The sequence below is a fragment of the Aquabacterium sp. genome, from assembly GCF_041915145.1.
Classification (GTDB): Bacteria; Pseudomonadota; Gammaproteobacteria; order Burkholderiales; family Burkholderiaceae_C; genus Aquabacterium.
Window position 1 is genome coordinate 30,922 of sequence record NZ_JAYSBZ010000016.1, and the last position, 18,880, is coordinate 49,801.

Annotated in this window: 11 protein-coding genes; 2 read left to right on the forward strand and 9 right to left on the reverse strand. The window is 65.6% G+C overall.

The window, feature by feature from the left end:
* Positions 1-45: 45 nt before the first annotated feature.
* The 3 genes from ACE3SS_RS04860 to ACE3SS_RS04870 all read right to left on the reverse strand — a co-directional run bounded on the left by ACE3SS_RS04860 (position 46) and on the right by ACE3SS_RS04870 (position 4,298).
* Positions 46-249 carry an MbtH family protein gene (locus ACE3SS_RS04860; protein WP_374591921.1) on the reverse strand — a complete coding sequence of 68 codons (204 nt, stop codon included), beginning with the start codon at positions 247-249 and terminating at the stop codon, positions 46-48.
* 343 nt (positions 250-592) lie between these two features.
* Positions 593-2,401 carry an ABC transporter transmembrane domain-containing protein gene (locus tag ACE3SS_RS04865; protein WP_374591923.1) on the reverse strand — a complete coding sequence of 603 codons (1,809 nt, stop codon included), beginning with the start codon at positions 2,399-2,401 and terminating at the stop codon, positions 593-595.
* Positions 2,402-2,459: 58 nt separating this feature from the next.
* Positions 2,460-4,298: an alpha/beta fold hydrolase gene (locus ACE3SS_RS04870; RefSeq protein WP_374591925.1), complete on the reverse strand. Its 1,839-nt coding sequence runs from the start codon at positions 4,296-4,298 to the stop codon at positions 2,460-2,462.
* A 258-nt stretch (positions 4,299-4,556) separates the two neighbouring features.
* Between ACE3SS_RS04870 and ACE3SS_RS04875 the strand changes: the two genes are divergently transcribed.
* Positions 4,557-6,362 carry a hypothetical protein gene (locus tag ACE3SS_RS04875; RefSeq protein WP_374591927.1) on the forward strand — a complete coding sequence of 602 codons (1,806 nt, stop codon included), beginning with the start codon at positions 4,557-4,559 and terminating at the stop codon, positions 6,360-6,362.
* Between the two features lie 182 nt (positions 6,363-6,544).
* A complete protein-coding gene (locus tag ACE3SS_RS04880; protein ID WP_374591929.1) occupies positions 6,545-8,896 on the forward strand; it encodes a penicillin-binding protein 1A in 2,352 nt (783 codons plus the stop codon).
* 23 nt (positions 8,897-8,919) lie between these two features.
* Here ACE3SS_RS04880 and sbcB read toward each other — a convergent pair whose 3' ends face one another.
* The 6 genes from sbcB to prpC all read right to left on the reverse strand — a co-directional run.
* On the reverse strand, positions 8,920-10,389 hold the full coding sequence (gene sbcB, locus ACE3SS_RS04885; RefSeq protein WP_374591931.1) for an exodeoxyribonuclease I: 1,470 nt from the start codon (positions 10,387-10,389) through the stop codon (positions 8,920-8,922).
* 104 nt (positions 10,390-10,493) lie between these two features.
* Positions 10,494-13,088: a bifunctional aconitate hydratase 2/2-methylisocitrate dehydratase gene (gene acnB / locus ACE3SS_RS04890; RefSeq protein WP_374591933.1), complete on the reverse strand. Its 2,595-nt coding sequence runs from the start codon at positions 13,086-13,088 to the stop codon at positions 10,494-10,496.
* Positions 13,089-13,277: 189 nt separating this feature from the next.
* Complete coding sequence (locus ACE3SS_RS04895) at positions 13,278-13,775, reverse strand: hypothetical protein (protein WP_374591935.1); 498 nt, start codon at positions 13,773-13,775, stop codon at positions 13,278-13,280.
* 154 nt (positions 13,776-13,929) lie between these two features.
* On the reverse strand, positions 13,930-15,117 hold the full coding sequence (prpF, locus tag ACE3SS_RS04900) for a 2-methylaconitate cis-trans isomerase PrpF (RefSeq protein ID WP_374591937.1): 1,188 nt from the start codon (positions 15,115-15,117) through the stop codon (positions 13,930-13,932).
* Between the two features lie 10 nt (positions 15,118-15,127).
* Entirely contained in the window at positions 15,128-17,767 is a 2,640-nt protein-coding gene (gene acnD / locus ACE3SS_RS04905) for a Fe/S-dependent 2-methylisocitrate dehydratase AcnD (protein WP_374591939.1), read from the reverse strand.
* 86 nt (positions 17,768-17,853) lie between these two features.
* Positions 17,854-18,880: 2-methylcitrate synthase (gene prpC, locus ACE3SS_RS04910; protein ID WP_374591941.1), on the reverse strand; the 1,027-nt coding region annotated here is incomplete at its 5' end.

The window sequence follows — 18,880 nt, forward strand, 5'->3', positions numbered from 1 at the left end:
GGAGGCTGCGGTGCTGGCAGCCAGCACCATGCTGCGGCGCTCAGCTCAGGCCGCGTTGCGCAGGCTGGCGGGGCGCAGATCGGTCCAGTGGGTGTCGACGTAAGTCAGGCACTCGGCGCGCGGGGCCGGGCCGTGCACGGCTGTCCACCCCTTGGGCAGCGGCAAAAAGCTGGGCCACAGCGAATACTGCTGTTCGTCGTTTTGCAGGACGAGGGTGGCGGTATCAGGGGTGTCGAACGGGTTGCTCATGACGGGCCTCGCGCGCTATCGGCAAAAAAGGAACTTGGGTCAGTGGTGGGAGTCGCGCGGAGGAGAAAAATGAGCCGGCGAACTCGCCACGATGTATGCCTGTGCGACAGCATCACGGGTACGCGGTGAACGGTGGTCAGCCCCCCAAACCGTCTTGACAGCAGACGGAGGCAGTTTGTCTACTAATTGACAATTGGCCCATGCGGAATTTCCGCGCCCATCATTCACGGGGGGCCGGATGCGTACAAGCCGGATGCGTCGGCGGCACCGTGCGCGGTCTGCCTCGCGCGCTCAGGCAATCCGCTCGCTTGCGGGCTCGCGCGCGCAGGGCGATGTCAACCGATCATTTGTTCGACGATGTATCCGTCGCTGTATCCAGCGGGGCATCGAACTGAGCGGCCGCCAGGTTGGCGTAGAGCTCGCAGCGCGCCAGCAACTCGGCATGCGTGCCGATGTCGATCAGCCTGCCGTGGTCGAGCACCGCGATGCGATCGGCATTGATGACGGTGCTCAGCCGGTGCGCGATCACCAGCGTGGTACGCCCGCGCATGGCTTCTTCGAGTGCAGCCTGCACGGCGCGTTCGCTCTCGGTGTCGAGCGCGCTGGTGGCCTCGTCGAGCAGCAGCAGCGGAGCGTTCTTCAAGATCGCGCGGGCGATCGAGATGCGTTGGCGCTGTCCGCCCGACAACCGCACGCCGCGTTCGCCCAGGAACGTGTGATAGCCCTCGGGTAGCGCACGCAAGAAGCCATCGGCATGCGCGGCGCGGGCGGCGGCGAACACCTCGTCGTCGCTCGCCTCGGGGCGTCCGTAGCGGATGTTTTCGAGCGCGCTGGTCGAGAACACCACGCTGTCTTGCGGCACGATGCCGATGCGCCGGCGCAGCTCGGCGAGGCTGGCGTGCTTGACGTCGACGCCGTCGATCTCGACGCTGCCGCCTTGCGCGTCATAAAAGCGCAGCAGCAACTGGAACACCGTGCTCTTGCCCGCGCCGCTGGGGCCCACCAGCGCCACGGTTTCGCCGGGGTGCACGCTCAGATTGAATTGATGCAGGGCCGTCTGCTGCGGCCGCGAGGGGTAGCGGAACTCGACCTGATGCAGCCGCACGCCGGAGCCAGCCTGCACGGCGGGCAGGGCTTGGGGGCGGGGGGGCGACTCGATCGGCGAGCGCGCGGCCAGCAGCTCCATCAACCGCTCGGTGGCGGCGGCGGCGCGCTGCAGATCGCCCCACACCTCGGCCAGCACGGCCACCGAGCCGATCAGGATGATCACGTAGAACACCGTCTGCCCCAGATGGCCGGCGCTGATCTCGCCGCGCATCACGGCCTGCGTGCCCTGGAACAGCCCCCACAGCAGGCCGGCAAACGTGGCGCTGATGATGAAGGCCACCAGCAGCGCGCGGGCGCGAACGCGGCGCACGGCGGTCTGGAACGTGCGCTCGGTGGCGTCGTCGAAGCGCTGGGCCTCGAGCTGTTCTTGCGTGTAGCTTTGCACCACCGGGATGGCGTTGAGCACCTCGGCGGCCATGGCGCTCGAATCGGCGAGCCGATCCTGGCTGGCGCGCGACAGCCGCCGCACCCGGCGCCCGAACCACACCGCCGGCAGCACCACCAGCACCAGCAGGCCCAGCACCTGCGTCATCACCCAGGGGTTGGTCCAGACCAGCATCACCAGCGCGCCCAGGCCCATGACCAAGTTGCGCAGACCCAGCGACAGGCTGGAGCCCACCACCGTTTGCACGAGCGTGGTGTCGGCGGTCAGGCGCGAGAGCACCTCGCCGGTTTGCGTGGTCTCGAAAAATTCGGGGCTTTGTTCGAGCACATGGGCGTAGACGGCGGCGCGCAGATCGGCCGTGACGCGCTCGCCCAGCCACGTCACCATGAAATACCGCGCCGCCGAAAACACCGCCAGCGCCACACCGGCGCCAAAGAGCTGCAAGAAGTGTCCGCGCATGGCCATGGCGCGGCTGCCCGCCTCGGCGTGCAGCACGCCCTGATCGATGAGCTGGCGCAGCGCGGCGGGCACAAACAGCGTGGTGAGCGCCGCCGCCAGCAGCGCCAGCGCCGCCAGCGCCATGTGCTTGGCGTAGGGCCGCAGAAACGGGCGCAAACCCGAGAGCCCCTGAACGGAGCGTTGGCGATCAACCGTAGACATCGTGGGTGCCCGCCCGTGGCGAGATGAACAGAGCTGGGCGCAGTGTAGAGGGTGTTGCTCAGGCAGGGGCGGTTGCCTGCATGGCGCGGCGCAGTCGGGTGAGGATGTCGTGCCAGTGCGAGTAGATGATGTAGTGGCCCCCGCCTGGCAGCACTTCAAACGTGGCGTGAGGCACCTGGCTTGCCAGCTTGCGGGCGCCGTTGAGCGACACCAGCTTGTCGGCCTCGCCGTGCCAGAAGTGCGTCGGGGTGGTGATCGCTGCGGGGGCCAGCCCCCAGTCGTGCGAGGTCAGCAGCACTTCGAGCACCATATCTTGCACGCCGCGCTTGACGCCCGCCAGCAGGCCGTTGGCGTAGCTGGCGCGCAGTCGGGGGTCTTCAAATACGCGGCGATCAAGATCGGTGGCGGCGGACAGCGATTGCTCGATGAAACGGTAGACGTTCTTGCTGATGCTCTTGACCATCACGCGGATCAGCGGCGGCAGCAGCGACGGAGCAAATTTGGCCACCAGCATGCTCATGCGAAAGGTCGGCGAGTAGTCGCGCACGTCTTCCATGCGATCGATCGGCGGCATGGCGGCCACGAGGGACTGGGCCAGCACGCGATCGGGGCGGGCCAGCGCGGTGGCCATCGCGTAGGGCGTGCCCGCCGAATAGCCCAGCACGGCGAAGCGTTCGATGCCGAGGTGGTCGGCCAGCGCGATCACGTCGCGCGGCCAATCGGTGATGCGTCGCTCGTGCAGCGGGTCGGAGTCTCCGCTGCCCGGGCGCTCGGGGATGATCAGGCGGATGCCTTGCGCCAGCAGCAGCGCGTCGTCGGGGTGGCGCAAATGGCGCGAACCTGCGATGCCGTGCATCAGGATCACGGGCAAGCCGTCGGACGGGCCGCTGTCCGAATAGAACAGGCGCCGCCCGTGATCGAGCGTGATCGACAACGCGTCGTGCTGGCTCGCTGGCGGCGCGAGCAACGAGGTCTGCGCCGCGGTGCCCGGCGGGTGCGGGGTGTGATCCAGCCACAGCGGGCTCGAATACACCGCTTGCATCAGCTCGGCCTGGCGCTTGACCCCCACCTTAGAGAACACCCGTTTCAGATGCGTCTTGGCAGTGTTGGTCGAAACACCCTGGGCCTTGCAGACTTCTTCGACCGACTGCCCCAGGGCCAGTTGTTGCGTCAGCCGTGCCTCGGCTGGCGTGAGCCCGAACAGGGCGGACAGCCCGGCTTCGGACAGCGCGCGCGAAGTCTGGCTGGCCGCCAGCACCAGGGCGCGCGGGGCGTGGTGCCGCGTCGAGGGGGCGGACGCGGCAAGCTTGCTCACCCACAGCGACAGCGTGGTGCCTGGTTCGGCGCCGGGCAGCCGCAGCGGGACGTCGCATGTCTGCCCCGAGCGGCTCGACAGCACCTGCTGCAGCGCGTGTTCCAGCGCTGCGGTTGGCGTCGATGCCAGTCGCCCAGCGTCGATCTTCAGGGCGTTACGCCCGCGAGTGATCGACAGCAGGCTGCGGTTCATGCTGATGATGCTGCCGTTGGCGTCCACGATGGCCATGCCCAGGGGCAGCCGATCCATCACGCACTCGAGAGCATTGCGCTCGGTTTCGGCCTCGCTGAGTTGCAGGTGGATGTCGTGAGCGCGCTGAAAGTGCGGCGCCAGACAGGCCAGCAACGACTGCTCGGCCGGCAGGCCGTGCAGGCTGGCTGGCGTCTCGCCGTCGAACCAGCCCGTGACGATTTGATGAAGATCGGGGCGCGACCCCGGCGAGGGGGCCGATGTGGCCTGGTTCAGATACGACGCCATTTGCTCCAGCAGGCGCGGCCACAACGACAGATCGGCAGCCGTCTCGTAGATCAGCCCGATGAGTTGAGACAGCAGCAGCGGTTGATGGGGCAGCGGGGTATCCATGGGGCCTGACTGTAGCGGTCGAGCGCGGCGCCGAAGCACGGGCTGGCGCGGCCCAGCGCTGCGATTTCGTGAACTGTGTGGATGTTGCACGCCCCTCGATCGGGGGTCGTCACCCGGCCGGGTGACGCGTCGTTTTGCGGCTGTGATTAGCCTCGCGTCCTCGAATGCTGAGGGAGCCAATGCAGAGATGGCCTCCAGCGAGCGCAACCAGCCATCCATCTCACGTCGAGCAGCGGTGGTTTCAAGGAGTACCGGAACATGGCTTCACCCCAGAATTGGCTTTTGTCGGCGACCGTGGTCGCAGCGTTGACCGCTTGCGGCGGCGGTGGCGGCGGTTCGTCGAGCAGTGATGCGTCGAACCACGCCACGGCTTCGAGCACGTCGATGTCGGGCACGGTGGCCTCGGGCGCGCCGATGGTGGGCACCGTGACGGTGATCGACAGCACGGGCGCCACGCGAACCGTGACGATTCAGGCCAACGGTAGCTATACCGTGGACGTGTCGGGCATGACCGGGCCGTTCTTGTTCCGCGCGGTGGGCACGGTGGCTGGGCGCACGGTGGCGCTGGCTTCGGCGGCAACGTCGAGCGACACCGGCAACACCATCAACATCACGCCGTTCACCGATCTGCTGGTGGCCAACATCGTGGGTATGGCGGTCGAGAACTATCTGGCCAACCACACCACCGCGCCGGCGCTCACCTCATCGGGCCTTGAAGCCGCCAGCACGGCGCTCACGCAGCGCCTGGCGCCGATCTTCAGCGCGGCGGGGCTGTCCACGTCATACGATTTGCTCCACGCCTCGTTCGCCGCCGACCATACCGGCTTCGACAAGCTGATGGACGCCGTGACCGTGGCCGTCGACGCCACCACCGACACGGCCACCATCGTTGACAAGCTCAACACCGGCACCGCCTTGTTGACAGACAACCTCGCATCGACGAGCGACACCACGCAGGCCACGGCCGTGAGCACCACCACGCTGGCTGCGGTGGATGACCTGACCGCGATCGAAACGCTGTTGACCACGATCAGCGGCTACTTTGCCAGCAGCGTGCCCAGCGCCAGCAACACCGGCTTGCGCGCGTTGTTTGCCGACGACCTGCTCGACGAGGGGCTCGACAAGGACGGGCTGCTCAGCGACGACGGCATCCTCGACCCGGACAATATCGGCTTGGCCTTCGCCAGCCCGGTGATCGTCGATCGTTCGAGCGATGGCAACCAAATCAAGCTGCGTGTCTCGGTGTCAACCGCCACGAGCGGCGCCGAAGAATCCGTCCTGTGGTTCAAAAAGGTCAGCGGCGCCTGGAAGGTCTGGGGCGACCAATCGCTGGCCGATGTCAGCATCCACTCGACCAACGGCCGAGGCTACTGGAGCGGCGCTTTCCACTACAACCGCTACCTCGAGGTTTGGGTGGGCTCGGCCCGCAACGATGTCGCCACCATCCTCGTCACGGGGCCGGGTCTGAGCAACAACTACGGCGGCGGCAAGGTGGGCGTCAAGTTGAAACGCCCGACGTCGGGCGCGACCGAGAACTTCGTGGTGACCAACACCGACGGCTCAGAACAATCGTCATCGCTGGTGCAAGACTGCGCAGATACAAGCAATGCGTGCATCGACGTCTCGCTGATGACGGTCAACTCGCGCTACACGCTGCATTACTACGACACCTCGGGTGTCGAGATCACGCCGCTTGCCGGCACCGACACCAAAGAGGTGCCGCTCCCGCCGGTGAGCAATGCCGATGCGGCAGCCCATGCCGCGAATTGGTTCGCCGACTTCAACACCTACACGCCGACCAGCGCTTCGGGCATCTCGACCGGCGTCTCGATTTCGGCCACCTGGACGTTGCCGACCGATTCGCTGTACAAGGTGAAAGACCTGGGCTTTAGCGCCAACAACGACGCGGTGCATTTCTCGAAAGACCTGACCGCGGCGCAGACCTCGGCCACGGTCGGCACCTGGTCTTCGACGGATCCCGCCAGCGTCACGAGTGCCAACATCTGGATCTATTCGTCGGGGCCGCAGGGGCTGCGCTTCTTCACCAGCCGCACGTATCCCTGAGTCGCGCGGACGCGTCCTCGGCCTCGGGTGATCGAGGCCTGTGGCGACCCTGCCCAAGACCAGGGCGGGGTCGCTTTTCTTCTGCCGCATCCGCGGGCGGGGGGGCGGCGCCGGGCGGTCGCAGCAGCCTGACCATAATCTCGGCTTCGCCATTCGAGCCGCGTCGGCGGCGCACTTGCCGTATGTCCGATTCTGAGCAAGCCTCCATTTCTGCCACCGCTGCCCGCACCTGGCTGCGACGCTTGCTGCGAGCCTTGCTCGGCATGAGCGCGGCCGGCTTGCTGGCTCTCGCCGTTGGCGTGGCCGTGCTGCTACCACAGCTGCCCGACACCTCGTCGCTCGCGCACTACCAACCCAAGCAGCCGCTGCGCGTGTTCACCGCCGACGGCGTCGAGATCGGTGGTTTCGGTGCCGAAAAGCGCACCTATGTGCCAATCGGTCAAATTCCCAAGCTGATGAAAGACAGCCTGCTGGCCGTTGAAGATTCGCGCTTCTACGAGCACAGCGGCATCGACCCCATCGGCGTGCTGCGCGCGGTGGTCGCCAACCTCACGGGCGGTCGCCAGCAAGGCGCCTCGACCATCACGCAGCAGGTGGCACGCACCTTCTTCTTGACGCGCGAGCGCACGCTCAAGCGCAAGCTCACCGAGGCGCTGCTGTCGCTCAAGCTCGAACGCGAGTTGAGCAAGGACCAGATCCTTGAGCTGTACATGAACCAGATCTACCTCGGTGCGCGCAGCTACGGCTTTGCGGCCGCAGCGCAGACCTACTTCGGCAAGACGCTGATCGAGCTGACGCCCGCCGAGTGCGCCATGCTCGCCGGCCTGCCGCAGAACCCGGCCTTTGCCAACCCGATCAAGAACTTCGAGCGCGCCAAGGCGCGTCAACTCGTGGTGCTGGGCCGCATGCGCTCGCAAAGCGTGCTCAACGACGCGCAATACGAAGCCGCCAAGACGCAAAAGCTCAGCGTGCGCCGCCTCAACGAGATGGACGTGCACGCCGAGTACGTGGCCGAGATGGCGCGCCAGCAAGTCTTTGCCAAATACGGCGAGCAGGCCTACAGCAGCGGCATGAGCGTGGTGACCACGCTGCGCGCCGACGAGCAGCAAGCCGCCTACAAGGCCCTGCGCCGCACGCTGATCGAGCACGAGAGCCGCCAGGTGTGGCGCGGGCCTGAAGACCACGAAGAGCTCGATGCCGACTGGGCCAACGATGATCCGGCCGTCTCGCAGACCTTGGCTGACTACCTTGACGACGAAGAGTTGCGCGTGGCCGTGGTGACCGCCGCCAGCCCCAAGCAGGTGACGGCCGTGCTGGCCACCGGCGAAGTGGTGCGCGTCGAGCCCAAGGGCTTGCGCCAAGCCCAGCCGGGTCTTTCGCCCAAGGCGAGCACCAAGCTCAAGATCAGCCGCGGCGCGGTGGTGCGCCTGCTGCAGCAAGGCAAGGACTGGGTGCTCACGCAATGGCCCGAGGCCGAAGGCGCGCTGGTGGCGCTCGACCCGCGCAACGGCGAGGTGCGAGCCCTGGTCGGCGGCTTCGACTTCCGGCGCAACCAGTTCAACCACGTGACGCAAGGCTGGCGCCAGCCGGGTTCGAGCTACAAGCCCTTCTTGTATGGCGCGGCGATGGAAAACGGCGTGATGCCCGAGACGCTCGTCAACGACGCCCCGCTCACCGACGTCGGCAACTGGGACCCGCAAAACGCCGACGGCAGCGCCGACGGTCCGATCACGCTGCGCCAGGGTCTGACCAAGTCGAAGAACCTCGTCACCATCCGCCTGGTGCAACTGCTGGGCCCGCAAGCCGCGCGCGACTGGACGGCTCGCTTCGGCTTCGATGCCGACAAGCAACCCGACAACCTCACGCTCGCGCTGGGCTCGGGCTCGACCACGCCGCTGCAACTCGCCGGCGCCTACGCCGTCATCGCCAACGGCGGCCTGCGCGTGAGCCCGGTGGTGATCAAGCGCATCACCAATGTCGGGGGAGGGGTCGAGTTTGAGGCGCCCACCCCCCCGGCGACCGAGGAGCAGCGCGCCGTGCCCGCCCGCAACACCTTCATGATCGGCAGCCTGCTGCAAAGCGTGACGGCCATGGGCACGGCCGCGCGCGCGCAGGCCCAGCTCGGTCGCCCCGACCTGTATGGCAAGACCGGCACCACCAACGATGTGGTCGATGCCTGGTTCGCCGGCTTCCAGCCCAGGATCGTGGCGGTGGTCTGGCTCGGCTACGACACGCCCAGGAGCCTGGGCAGCCATGCCTCGGGCGCCTCGCTGGCCCTGCCGGCCTGGATCGATTTCATGCGAGTGGCGCTCAAGGGCACGCCCGTGCAAGAGCTCACGCCGCCAGACGGCGTGGTGCACGTGAATGGCGACTGGCGCTACAGCGAATGGGCCGAGGGCGGCTTCATCCCGTCGCTGGGACTGGACGGGCAGGCGATCAGCCGGGCGCTGATCCCGGCGCCGCCGGCTTCGGCTGCTTCCGACGCCGCAGAGGCCGCGTCGGCGCCCTCTGCCGAAGCTTCAGTGCCGCACTGATCGGGGCGACTTCACGGGCAACTTCAGCCCTGCTCGGGCGCAATCGCCTCGGCATAGTCGTACAGCGCGCTCAAGATGTCTTTCCCGCGCTCGTCGTCGTCGCCCAGTTGCTCGCTGAGCGCATCGATGCGCTCGAAGAATGCGCTCAGGCTCAAGCCTCCGCCTGCGCCATCGTGCAGGCGAGCCGCGCAGTGCTCGTGCCAGCGCTCGCGATCGGCCTCGCTGAGGCTGCCCGCGAAGTTTCGGGCGCGGTAGCGGAACACGATCTCGTCGAGCCGTTCGTCGTCGAAGCTCGGCGCGCGTTCGGCCAGGCGTTGGGCGCGCTCGGCAGGCGGCAAGGCGAGCAGGCGTTGCAGCGTGCGGCGGTCGTCGTTGCCCACGAACCCGCCGTAGAGGTCTTCATCGACATCCGGCGCGTGCTCGGGCGCCGGGCGGGCGAACACGTCGGGCCAGATGCCGGCGAGCAGCTTGCCCTTTTGTGCCGCAAGCTCGGCGTGGCGCAAGGCCTGATCCAGATTGACGCCCCATTTGGCGGCCATCGCCGGGCTGAGCGTCTTGAGGTTGCCGATGACGATGGGCGACTTGTTGATGTGGATGGTCTTGATCGGCAGCCGCGTGCTGCCTTCGGGCAAATCTTCAGCCTTGACGAACATGCGCGAGCGGATGGCCTCGGCATTGAGCGTGAACAGCTCGCTCGGGTCTTCGGCCAGATCCCACACGATGATCTCGTTCTTGTTGGTGGGGTGCGGCGCCAAGGGCCACGCGATGGCGAGGCAGCCGCGCTCGGGGCCGTACATGCCCGAGATGTGGATGAAAGGCCGCCCCACGCCGATCTCGTCGAGCACGGCCTGCTTCTGGCGCAGCTTCAGGCAGAAGTCCCACAGGCGCGGCTGCTGCGTCTTGATGAGGCGGGCCAGCGCGATGGTGGCGCGCACGTCGGACAGCGCATCGTGTGCCGCCTCGTGGATCAGGCCATTGGCAGCGGTGAGGTGCTCGAGCTTGAACGAGGGGCGGCCGTCTTCATGTTTGGGCCACTCGATGCCCTCGGGCCGCAGCGCGTAGGTGCAGCGCACCACGTCGAGCAAGTCCCACCGGCCACAGCCGTTTTGCCACTCGCGGGCGTAGGGGTCGATGAGGTTGCGCCAGAACAGGTGGCGGGTGACCTCATCGTCGAAGCGGATGGTGTTGTAGCCCACGCCCACGGTGCCGGGCCGCGCCAGCTCGCGCTCGATGGCCGCGGCGAATTCGTGTTCGGGCAAGCCACGCTCAAGGCACAGCTGCGGTGTGATGCCAGTGAGCAGACACGATTCGGGGTCGGGCAGGGTGTCGGGCGCCGGCTGGCAATACGCCATCAGCGGCTCGCCGATTTCGTTGAGATCGGCATCGGTGCGAATGCCCGCGAATTGCGATGGACGATCACGGCGCGGCACGCGCCCGAAGGTTTCGTAGTCGTGCCAGTAGAAGGTGAGCGGTGCGGCAGTGGTGGCGTTCATGGGCGCTCACGATACACGCTGGGTCTCGAATCAAAAAAAACCCGCCGGATTGCTCCGGCGGGCTTGGCATCGCGCTAGCGCAGCGAAGCCGGGCGGGGCGACGCTCAGGCCGCTTTCACGCCCTTGGCCGTCTCCACGTACTCTTCAATCTGGTTGAAGTTCATGTACTTGTAGATCTTGTCGGCGTCTTTGCTCACCACGCCCACTTCGGCCATGTACTCGGCAGGCGTAGGCAGCTTGCCCAGCTTCGACGTCACGGCCACCAACTCGGCCGAGCCCAGGAACACGTTGGTGTTCTTGCCCAGGCGGTTCGGGAAGTTGCGCGTCGATGTGGAGATGCAGGTCGAGCCTTCCTTGATCTGAGCCTGGTTACCCATGCACAGCGAGCAGCCGGGCATCTCGGTACGGGCGCCAGCGGTGCCGAAGGTGTTGTAGAAGCCTTCCTTGGTCAGCTCGGCGGCGTCCATCTTGGTGGGCGGTGCCACCCACAGACGCACCGGGATGTCCTTCTTGCCTTCCAGCAGCTTGCCGGCGGCACGGAAGTGACCAATGTTGGTCATGCACGAACCGATGAAGGCTTCGTCGATCTTGGTGCCGGCCACTTCGGACAGGAACTTGGCGTCGTCCGGGTCGTTCGGGCAGCAGACGATGGGCTCCTTGATGTCGGCCAGATCGATCTCGATCACGGCAGCGTACTCGGCGTCCTTGTCGGCTTCCAGCAGTTGCGGGTTGGCCAACCAGGCTTCTTGCGCTTCGATACGGCGCTGCAGGGTGCGGGCATCGGCGTAACCGTCGGCGATCATGTTCTTCATCAGAACGATGTTCGACTTCAGGTACTCGGCGACCGGTTCCTTGTTCAGCTTGATGGTGCAACCAGCGGCCGAACGTTCGGCCGAAGCGTCGGACAGCTCGAACGCTTGCTCGACCTTCAGGTCAGGCAGGCCTTCGATTTCCAGCACGCGGCCCGAGAAGATGTTCTTCTTGCCGGCCTTGGCGACGGTCAGCAGACCGGCCTTGATGGCGTACAGGGGGATGGCATGCACTAGGTCACGCAGGGTGACGCCAGGCTGCATCTGGCCCTTGAAGCGCACCAGCACCGACTCGGGCATGTCCAGCGGCATCACGCCGGTGGCGGCGCCGAAGGCGACCAGGCCCGAACCAGCGGGGAAGGAAATGCCGATAGGGAAGCGGGTGTGCGAGTCGCCGCCGGTACCGACGGTGTCAGGCAACAGCAGACGGTTCAGCCACGAGTGGATCACGCCGTCGCCAGGACGCAGGGCCACGCCGCCGCGGTTGGAGATGAAGGCGGGCAGTTCGCGGTGCATCTTCACGTCCACGGGCTTGGGGTAAGCAGCCGTGTGGCAGAACGATTGCATGACCAGATCAGCGCTGAAGCCCAGGCAAGCCAGGTCCTTCAACTCGTCGCGGGTCATCGGGCCGGTGGTGTCTTGCGAACCAACGGTGGTCATCTTGGGTTCGCAGTAGGTGCCAGGACGCACGCCTTGGCCTTCGGGCAGGCCAACAGCGCGGCCGACCATCTTCTGGGCCAGGGTGAAGCCCTTGCCGGTGTCCTTGGGGGCCACAGGCAGACGGAACAGCGTGGAAGCGGGCAGGCCCAGGAACTCACGTGCCTTGCCAGTCAGCGAACGGCCGATGATCAGGTTGATACGGCCACCCGCGCGGACTTCGTCCAGCAGCACTTGCGACTTCAACTCGAACTTGGCGGCTTCAGCGCCGTTCTTCTCGATCTTGCCGTCGTACGGATAGATGTCGATCACGTCGCCCATCTCGAAGTTGGACACGTCCACTTCGATCGGCAGCGAGCCGGAGTCTTCCTGCGTGTTGAAGAAGATGGGGGCGATCTTGCCGCCGAGCGTGACACCGCCGAAGCGCTTGTTGGGCACGAAGGGGATGTCTTCGCCGGTCGCCCAGATCACGCTGTTGGTAGCCGACTTGCGCGAAGAACCGGTGCCGACCACGTCGCCAACGTAGGCAACCAGGTTGCCCTTCTTCTTCAGGTCTTCGATGAACTGCATCGGGCCGCGCTTGCCGTCTTCTTCGGGCTTGAAGGCCGCGTCAGGACGGGTGTTCTTGAGCATCGCCAGATAGTGCATCGGGATGTCAGGGCGGCTCCAGGCGTCAGGCGCGGGCGACAGGTCGTCGGTGTTGGTTTCGCCAGGCACCTTGAACACGGTCACGGTGATCTTCTTGGCGACTTCAGGGCGGCTGGTGAACCACTCGGCGTCGGCCCACGATTGCATCACGGCCTTGGCGTTGGCATTGCCAGCCTTGACCAGTTCAGCGACGTCGTGGAAGGCGTCGAACATCAACAGGGTCTTCTTCAGGGCGTTGGCAGCGACGGCGCCGACTTCAGCGTCGGACAGCAAGTCGATCAGGGGCTTGACGTTGTAGCCGCCGACCATGGTGCCCAGCAGCTCGGTGGCCTTGGCCTTGGAGATCAGCTTGACGGCGATGTCGCCGTGGGCCACGGCCGACAGGAACGAGGCCTTGACCTTGGCGGCATCGTCCACGCCCGGGGGCACGCGGTGGGTCAGGAGGTCGAGCAGGAAGGCATCTTCGCCAGCGGGCGGGTTCTTGATCAGCTCGATCAGCTCAGCGACTTGCTGGGCAGACAGGGGCAGCGGAGGGATACCGAGGGCAGCGCGCTCGGCCGCGTGTTGGCGATAGGCTTGCAGCATGGAAGAAGATTCCTGTTGACGAGGGTTCCGGGTGGGCGGGGAGGCAGCGGCTTTGCGAGCCGGATTCGTGCCAGAGTCCAGACCGGCGATTTTAAGTCTTATATAAGACTTGGGGAATGCCTGGGTGGGCGTTGGGGTGCAAAAAAGCCGCCCGCGGGCGGCTTGTGGTGCCGGGTCGGTCTCTTGCGCTCAGGGTGCGGAGAGGCCGGTCGAGGCCGTTTGCACGGCGGCGGCCTGCTCAGGCACTTTGCAGTCGTCGATCATGCGATGGCCCTGCTTTTGGTTCATCAGCATCGATTTGACCGGGATCTGCAGCCAGATGACCCCGGCGTTGCGGTCGAACAGGCGCACGGCGCCCGACGAAGTCTCTTCGGGGGTCATTGTGAAATGAGCGCCGTTGAACGCGACGTGAAAGAACCCGGGGTGATCCTTGATCGCTTCGACATCGACCGACTGACCATGCTCGCATCGGGTGTGGCCGGTGAAGACCCGCTTGGCGATTTCGAGCTGCGCATCGCTCAGGGCCTGGAAGGAACTGACCAGGCTGGACTCGGATGCAGCCGATTTATGGCGGCTCTTGGCCGACTTCTGCTTGGCTGTTTCGGCATGCGCCAGCGGGGCGACAGACAGCGCGACGACGGCCGCCAACAGGGCGGGCTTGAGCATGCGGGTGACGTGGCGGGGCATGGGTACTCCTTCAGGCGAAAGCGCTAGACCGGCTCGGCGGGCGAGCCGGCGGGGTGTTCGGAACGCTCTATTTTCGGCCCGATCACCCCGGACTGGAGCACCAAAGTGTCAACGCTTGTTGCCGTTGATCCGGCTTTGGTACACCTGTGGGGGGTTAAAACGCGTCGCCCGGCACGCGCACCCAGCCTTCCATCAGGATGCGGGCGCTGCGGCTCATGATGGCCTTGGTGACTGTCCATTGGCCGTTCACCTGTTTGGCCTGGGCGCCGACACGCAAGGTGCCCGAAGGGTGGCCAAAGCGCACCGCTTCACGCTCACCGCCGCCAGCTGCCTGGTTGACCAGGGTGCCTGGAATGGCCGCAGCCGTGCCGATGGCCACCGCGCAGGTGCCCATCATGGCGTGGTGCAGCTTGCCCATGGATAAGGCGCGAACCAGCAAGTCCACATCGCCCGCTTCAATGGTCTTGCCGCTCGATGCGGTGTAGGCAGTGGGTGGTGCCACGAAGGCGATCTTGGGTGTGTGCTGACGGGTGGCTGCTTCTTCGGGCGTCTTGATCAGACCCATGCGAAGCGCGCCGGCCACGCGGATGGCTTCAAAGCGCTTCAGGGCTGCGGCGTCGGTGTTGATCTGCTCACGCAGTTCGGTGCCGGTGTAGCCGATGTCCTTGGCGTTCACGAACACGGTGGGGATGCCTGCCGTGATCATCGTGGCCTTGAGGGTGCCGATGCCAGGCACTTCCAGGTCGTCCACCAGGTTGCCGGTGGGGAACATCGATCCGCCTTCATCGCCGTCATCCGACGGGTCCATGAACTCCAGCACGATCTCGGCGGCCGGGAAGGTCACGCCGTCCAACTCGAAGTCACCGGTTTCCTGTACCTGGCCATTGGTGATGGGCACGTGGGCGATGATGGTCTTCTTGATGTTGGCCTGCCAGACGCGGACCACGGCCGTGCCGTTCTGCGGAATGCGCGCAGGGTCGACCAGGCCGGCATGGATGGCGAAGGCGCCGGCTGCCGTCGAGAGGTTGCCGCAGTTGCCCGACCAGTCCACAAAAGGCTTGTCGATCGAAACCTGGCCATAGAGGTAGTCCACGTCGTGATCGGGCACGCTGGCCTTGGACAGGATCACGCACTTCGATGTGGACGAGGTGGCGCCGCCCATGCCGTCGATGTGCGCGGCGTAGGGGTCAGGGCTGCCGATCACGCGCAAGAAGAGCTTGTCGCGTGCCTCGCCGGGCTGTTGGCAGGCAGCTGGCAGGTCTTGCAGGCGGAAGAACACGCCCTTGCTGGTGCCGCCACGGATGTAGGTGGCGGGGATCTTGATTTGTGCGGGACGAGCCATCTGGGACTCCTCAGGCAGCCTTGTTTGCAGCAAGAAAATCTTGTGCAAAACGCTGCAACACACCACCCGCCTGGTAGACCGACACTTCCTCGGCCGTATCCAGGCGGCAGGTCATCGGCACCTTCACCACTTCGCCACTCTTGCGGGTGATGACCAGGTTCAGATCGGCGCGGGGCTTCAGGTCGCCTTCCACGTCATAGGTCTCGGTGCCATCCAGGTTCAGGGTCAGGCGGTTGGTGCCGGGCTTGAACTCCAGCGGCATCACGCCCATGCCGATGAGGTTGGTGCGGTGGATGCGCTCGAAGCCTTCAGCGGCAATGGCTTCCACGCCAGCCAGGCGCACGCCCTTGGCAGCCCAGTCACGCGAGGAGCCTTGGCCGTAGTCGGCGCCGGCCACGATGATCAGCGGCTGCTTGCGCTCGTAGTAGGTCTCCATGGCTTCCCACATGCGAACCACCTTGCCTTCAGGCTCGATGCGGGCCAGCGAACCAGCCTTCACCTTGCCTTCGGCATCGCGCACCATCTCGTTCTTCAGCGTGGGGTTCGCGAAGGTGGCACGCATGGCGGTGAGGTGGTCGCCGCGGTGGGTGGCGTAGGAGTTGAAGTCTTCTTCAGGCAGACCCATCTTGTGCAGGTATTCGCCAGCGGCCGAGTTCATCAGGATCGCGTTGGAAGGCGACAGATGGTCGGTGGTGATGTTGTCCGGCAGGATGGCCAGCGGGCGCATGCCCTTGAGCGTGCGCGGGTTGGCGGCCAGGGCGCCCACACCTTCGGTGTCCCAGTAAGGCGGGCGGCGGATGTAGGTGGACTGTGGACGCCAGTCGTACTGCGGGCTCACGGGCGTGCCCTTGTCGGCCTGGATGGCGAACATGGGTTCGTACACCGCGCGGAACATCTCGGGCTTCACGGCGGCCTTGACGATGGCGTCGATCTCTTCATCCGAAGGCCAGATGTCCTTGAGGCGGATTTCCTTGGGGGATCCGTTTTCTTGGACCACGGCCAGCACATCGTTTTCGATGTCAAAGCGCACGGTACCGGCAATGGCGTAGGCCACAACCAGCGGGGGCGAGGCCAGGAAGGCCTGCTTGGCGTAGGGGTGGATGCGGCCGTCGAAGTTGCGGTTGCCTGAGAGCACGGCCGTGGCGTACAGATCGCGGTCAACGATTTCCTTCTGGATGACCGGGTCGAGCGCGCCGGACATGCCGTTGCAGGTCGTGCAGGCGAAAGCCACGATGCCGAAGCCGAGCTTTTCCAGGTCGCCCAGCAGATTGGCTTCCTTGAGGTACAGCTCCACGGCTTTCGAGCCAGGGGCCAGCGAAGACTTTACCCAAGGCTTGCGTGTCAGGCCCAGCTTGTTGGCATTGCGAGCCAGCAGCGCGGCCGCGATCACGTTGCGCGGGTTGGAGGTGTTGGTGCACGAGGTGATGGCGGCGATGATCACGGCGCCGTCAGGCATGGTGCCTTCGCTGGCCGCAGGCATGGCCCACTTGCCGGCGATGCCCTTGGCAGCCAGATCGCTCGTGGCCACGCGGGCGTGCGGGTTCGAGGGGCCGGCCATGTTGCGCACGACGCTGGACAGATCGAAGCTCAGGTCGCGTTCGTACACGGCGTTGGCCAGGCTGTCAGACCACAGACCGGCGGTCTTGGCATAGGTCTCGACCAGTTTGACTTGTTCGGCATCGCGACCGGTCAGCGTCAGGTAGTCCAGCGTCTGCTGGTCGATGCTGAACATGGCGGCGGTGGCGCCGTATTCGGGGGCCATGTTCGAGATGGTGGCGCGGTCGCCGATGGTCAGCTTCGACGCACCTTCGCCGTAGAACTCCAGGTAGGCACCCACGACCTTGTTCTTGCGCAGGAACTCGGTCAGGGCCAGCACCACGTCGGTGGCGGTGATGCCAGGTTGGCGTTGGCCAGTGAGCTTCACGCCGACGATTTCAGGCAGGCGCATCCACGAAGCGCGGCCCAGCATCACGTTCTCGGCTTCCAGGCCGCCCACGCCGATGGCGATCACGCCCAGCGCGTCCACGTGAGGCGTGTGCGAGTCGGTGCCCACGCAGGTGTCGGGGTAGGCCACGCCCTTGTCGGCGTGGATCACGGGCGACATCTTCTCCAGATTGATCTGGTGCATGATGCCGTTGCCCGCAGGGATCACGTCCACATTGGCGAAGGCATTCTTGGTCCACTCGATGAAGTGGAAGCGGTCTTCGTTGCGGCGCTCTTCGATGTCGCGGTTCTTCTTGAAGGCATCGGGGTCGAAGCCACCGCACTCCACGGCCAGCGAGTGGTCCACGATCAGCTGCACGGGCACCACGGGGTTGACCTTGGCGGGGTCGCCGCCTTCCTTGGCGATGGCATCACGCAGGCCGGCGAGGTCCACCAGCGCGGTCTGGCCCAGGATGTCGTGGCAGGCCACGCGAGCGGGGAACCAGGGGAAGTCGCGGTCGCGCTTGCGCTCGATCAGCTGGGTCAGGCACTCGTTGATGATGGCCGGATCCGCCTTGCGCACGATGTTCTCGGCGTGCACGCGCGAGGTGTAGGGCAGGGTGGCCCAGGCGCCCGGTTTGATCGCCTCAACGGCGGCTTGGGTGTCGAAGTAGTCCAGCGATGTGCCGGGCAGGTTCTTGCGGAATTGGGTGTTGATGTTGCTCATGGCCGGGGCACTCGGTGAACAGTGAGGCTCAAGGTAAAAGGGCGCCACATCACGCATCGGCAATGTGGCGCCCTTGCTGTGCTGAATTACTTGCGGTCTTTGATCGGCACGAACTTCTGGTCTTCAGGGCCGGTGTAGTTGGCGGAAGGACGAATGATCTTGCCGTCGATGCGTTGCTCGATGATGTGCGCCGACCAGCCCGAGGTGCGGGCGATCACGAACAGCGGCGTGAACATGTCGGTGGGCACGCCCATCATGTGGTAGCTCACGGCCGAGAACCAGTCCAGGTTGGGGAACATCTTCTTGATTTCCCACATCACCGATTCGAGGCGCTCGGCGATGTCGTACATCTTGGTGTTGTTCTGTTCCTTGGAAAGGTCTTCAGCGACCTTCTTGATGACCACGTTGCGGGGGTCGCTCACCGTGTAGACGGGGTGACCGAAGCCGATCACGACTTCCTTCTTCTCGACGCGGGCGCGGATATCAGCCTCGGCTTCGTCAGGCGTGTCGTAGCGCTTCTGGATTTCGAAGGCGACTTCGTTGGCGCCGCCGTGCTTGGGGCCGCGCAGGGCGCCGATGCCGCCGCACAGGGCCGAGTACATGTCGGAGCCCGTACCGGCCACGACGCGGCAGGTGAAGGTCGAGGCATTGAACTCGTGCTCTGCGTACAGGATCAGGCTGGTGTGCATGGCACGGACCCAGCTGTCACGAGGCTTTTCGCCATGCAGCAGGTGCAGGAAGTGGCCACCAATGGAGTCATCATCGGTTTCGACTTCGATGCGTTTGCCGTTGTAGGCGAAGTGGTACCAGTACAGCAGCATCGAGCCCAGCGAGGCCATCAGCTTGTCGGCGATGTCGCGGGCGCCGGGGTGGTTGTGGTCGTCCTTCTCGGGCGACAGGCAACCCAGCACGGACACACCAGTGCGCATCACGTCCATCGGGTGAGCGGAAGGAGGCAGTTGCTCCAGCGCGGTCTTCAGGCCGGCGGGGATGCCGCGCAGCGACTTCAGCTTGGCCTTGTAGCCAGCCAGTTCGGCCACGGTGGGCAGCTTGCCGTGCACCAGCAGGTGGGCGATTTCTTCGAACTCGCAGGTGGTGGCCACGTCGAGGATG

Bases quoted from the DNA above. Each gene is read 5' to 3' on its own strand.
- prpF (WP_374591937.1), bottom strand. From the start codon at position 15,117: ATGGCTCGTCCCGCACAAATCAAGATCCCCGCCACCTACATCCGTGGC.
- ACE3SS_RS04870 (WP_374591925.1), bottom strand. From the start codon at position 4,298: ATGGATACCCCGCTGCCCCATCAACCGCTGCTGCTGTCTCAACTCATC.
- ACE3SS_RS04895 (WP_374591935.1), bottom strand. From the start codon at position 13,775: ATGCCCCGCCACGTCACCCGCATGCTCAAGCCCGCCCTGTTGGCGGCC.
- sbcB (WP_374591931.1), bottom strand. From the start codon at position 10,389: ATGAACGCCACCACTGCCGCACCGCTCACCTTCTACTGGCACGACTAC.
- ACE3SS_RS04875 (WP_374591927.1), top strand. From the start codon at position 4,557: ATGGCTTCACCCCAGAATTGGCTTTTGTCGGCGACCGTGGTCGCAGCG.
- acnD (WP_374591939.1), bottom strand. From the start codon at position 17,767: ATGAGCAACATCAACACCCAATTCCGCAAGAACCTGCCCGGCACATCG.
- acnB (WP_374591933.1), bottom strand. From the start codon at position 13,088: ATGCTGCAAGCCTATCGCCAACACGCGGCCGAGCGCGCTGCCCTCGGT.
- ACE3SS_RS04865 (WP_374591923.1), bottom strand. From the start codon at position 2,401: ATGTCTACGGTTGATCGCCAACGCTCCGTTCAGGGGCTCTCGGGTTTG.
- ACE3SS_RS04860 (WP_374591921.1), bottom strand. From the start codon at position 249: ATGAGCAACCCGTTCGACACCCCTGATACCGCCACCCTCGTCCTGCAA.
- ACE3SS_RS04880 (WP_374591929.1), top strand. From the start codon at position 6,545: ATGTCCGATTCTGAGCAAGCCTCCATTTCTGCCACCGCTGCCCGCACC.